General features: G+C 41.9%; 3 protein-coding genes. 2 read left to right on the forward strand and 1 reads right to left on the reverse strand.

What is annotated here, in order from left to right; all coding sequences use genetic code 11:
- Positions 1-291 precede the first annotated feature (291 nt).
- Entirely contained in the window at positions 292-1,080 is a 789-nt protein-coding gene (locus ACFPXP_RS08250) for a hypothetical protein (protein ID WP_379893758.1), read from the forward strand.
- Positions 1,080-1,541, forward strand: a complete 462-nt coding sequence (locus ACFPXP_RS08255) for a hypothetical protein (protein ID WP_379893759.1) — start codon at positions 1,080-1,082, stop codon at positions 1,539-1,541. The genes ACFPXP_RS08250 and ACFPXP_RS08255 overlap by 1 nt, the downstream gene beginning before the upstream one ends.
- A gap of 155 nt (positions 1,542-1,696) precedes the next feature.
- On the opposite strand, the gene ACFPXP_RS08260 is transcribed toward ACFPXP_RS08255, so the two are convergent.
- Positions 1,697-2,614 carry an AraC family transcriptional regulator gene (locus tag ACFPXP_RS08260; protein ID WP_379893760.1) on the reverse strand — a complete coding sequence of 306 codons (918 nt, stop codon included), beginning with the start codon at positions 2,612-2,614 and terminating at the stop codon, positions 1,697-1,699.
- Positions 2,615-2,814 lie beyond the last annotated feature (200 nt).

The raw sequence follows: 2,814 nt of genomic DNA on the forward strand, positions 1-2,814 counted from the left end.
AGTTTATACTTCATATTGAGCGTCCTCCTTCAATTAGGGCAGTGAATGTCGAACCATTCCGAGACCCAGCATACAGGAGGCGCTTTTTCTTTTCAAAGAGCAAATTACTTCATTACAGGAATGGCTCTTTTTATATTTACACAGTGTTTCCCCGCATCGGGCCGTCCGTTGTCTATTGTTAATCCGTCGTACAGCCTCACACCTTATCCATATTACCCTCAACGTTTTTGAGTAAAATTACTCCATTCGGTAAAAATATTAGAAACTTAAACCGCCTTGGAGTGAATTGGATTGGATAACTTCCGTGAATCACTGAAAAACAGGCGATACAAAGCTTTCGTCAGCATGCTGGGAACTACCCAGCTTCATTTAAGAAGCCCTTATGTCATCGCCGCTTGGTCCTTAGCATTTCCAGGCTTTGGGCACCTGCTTTTGAATAAATACTTACGTGGATATGCGCTTGTTATTTGGGAAATGTTCATCAATCAACTCATACATTTGAATTTAGCCATGGTACACAGTTTTAACGGTCAATTTGAAGCAGCGAAAGAAGTGCTGGAGCCAAAATTTATGGGACTCTATATTCCTGTTTATTTATTCGCGATCTGGGATAGTTACCGGACTACCGTAGATATGAATAGAGTGTATCTTCTGGCGCAGAGAGAAAATGCCCCCTATAACAGTTTTGACATTAGAGCACTGGAGGTCAATTACTTAGATAAACGGAAGCCTTGGATTGCTGCCGTCTGGTCAGCAGGGATTCCAAGCGTTGGACAATTGTACTTGCATCGAATTGTTTTTGCCGTATTCGTTTTAATCAGCACCATTATTATCATGGGAAATTCAAATTTTTTATTAGCGATTCATTATTTAATTTTAGGAGATATCGAGTCTTCATCAGCTGTGCTTGATCCTCAGTGGACGTTGTATTTTCCATCGTTATATTTCTTCACTATCTATGACGCTTACACGAACGCAGTGGAAAACAACAAGTTATTCAACGATGATATAAAGAACTTCCTTATAAGGAATTACCAGCCTGCAGGTAGAAGGATAAGATTAGAAGGCAAGGTGAACTAATGCAAATTTTTGCTACCTTCGAATATACCGCTTTTCTTGAAGTCGTCATTTCGGAGCTGGAGGTTAAGGGAATACGTGATATATATGCTGTACCGCTGGAATTGCGTAAGGAACATGCTAGGATAATGGACAGCATGCATCGTGCTGACGGTATCTCATTTCTGGACAAAGGATTTATTATGGCCTTCTTATTCGCCACCATCGGAGCCAGCAAGGGGTTCGTCTGGTATTGGGGACCTGTGATCTGGGGATTAATTGGCGCAGGATTCGGATTCGTGCTTGGCATCTTGCTGAACGTCTGTTTGTATTACCTATTCAAGCATCGGAAGATACGGCAGCAAAAGCTCAAAGGAAAAAAAGGAGATGTGATCCTGATAGTTCACTGTGAGGAGGGGCAGGCGGAGATGGTTAAGGATATTTTATGGTCTCATTATGCAATCGGCTTGGCCTCTGCCCGATGAAGTACTCACCATACTGACAAGCATGATCGTTCCAACCTTATTAAAACAATTAGAGCGGATAACCATAACAGCGTGCCTTGCGCACCTTGTCCTTCTGTCATAATCCCGCTCTCACCTCATCTTCGTCGTACCTGCTCCGTCTTTACTCTGATAATCTATACGACTTCCGCTCTTTTTCTGATCGGCACATATAAATCAACCTTTGCCTTGCCTTCCGGATCCTCTGTCGGATTATTCATGCAAAACTCCAAACTATACCTGTCATCCGGATCATATTCACTGGACGGCAGCCACTGCCCGTAAATAACCTGATACGCGATCGCAAATTTATCGATGGCGTCATAAAATGAGTACAAAGCGTATAATCCGCCTGGCAGACTTTGAAACCGAACTTCTTCATTTTCCGTTTTCTTGAAATCGCTTGGAATTGTAATGCATGCGTCGTAGCGGCATGCATATTCCTCTGTCGTGGCCGGATCGTCCAACGATATCCCGATATAATAGTGCGACGGCGGGAATAAATTGTTTTTTGCAGCCCATGTGCCAAGCTGCCCCCATGCATGGTACGTTTCTAGATAACTGCCAACATGCCTTACATAGGCTACCTCATAATCGGGCAATTCACGAATTTGAATATTCATTTGCCAAATCCTCCTCAGGAAGTTATTCTCCCTTCCATCATACGAAGTTTGGCCGGATCGCTCTGCCTCATTGTTGCTGAGAAATAACGAAATATTGCGTTCCTTTTGCAGGCTTTTTCTGACCTTACTTGGCGTCTTCTCGAAATATTTCTTAAATGCCGTATTATAATTGGAAATCGACTCAAACCCGCACAAAGTGGAAATCTCTAAAATCGTCATATCCGTATCCATTAAAAAAGAGAGCGATTTTTTCAAACGCTGCTGTGTGATATAGGCTAGTGGAGTGGTGCCAACGGATGAGGTAAATATCCTAGAAAAATGATACTTCGAAAATTTTGAAATATCAGCTAATTGATCGAGCGTGATTTTCTCGGCATAATGTCTTTCGATATAATCTTGTACCTGCCGGATGCTATGTATATATCTGTCCATGAATACACCCTGTTTCTTCGTAATGATCTATTGTTCCTTTCAACTGCACTATTCATTTTTTATATCATCTTGATGAATCAATTTCATAACTCAAAAGCCTTGGTACGGCTGAATTTTTAAGACATGGAAAAAGGAGTACCTCCCCAAATCTCGAATAGGTAAAGTGACCAAACGATACCAAATGAGATGAGGTGAACTCC

Source organism: Marinicrinis lubricantis, from assembly GCF_042658665.1.
GTDB lineage: Bacteria > Bacillota > Bacilli > Paenibacillales > KCTC-33676 > Marinicrinis > Marinicrinis lubricantis.

Bases quoted from the DNA above. Each gene is read 5' to 3' on its own strand.
- ACFPXP_RS08255 (WP_379893759.1), top strand. From the start codon at position 1,080: ATGCAAATTTTTGCTACCTTCGAATATACCGCTTTTCTTGAAGTCGTC.
- ACFPXP_RS08260 (WP_379893760.1), bottom strand. From the start codon at position 2,614: ATGGACAGATATATACATAGCATCCGGCAGGTACAAGATTATATCGAA.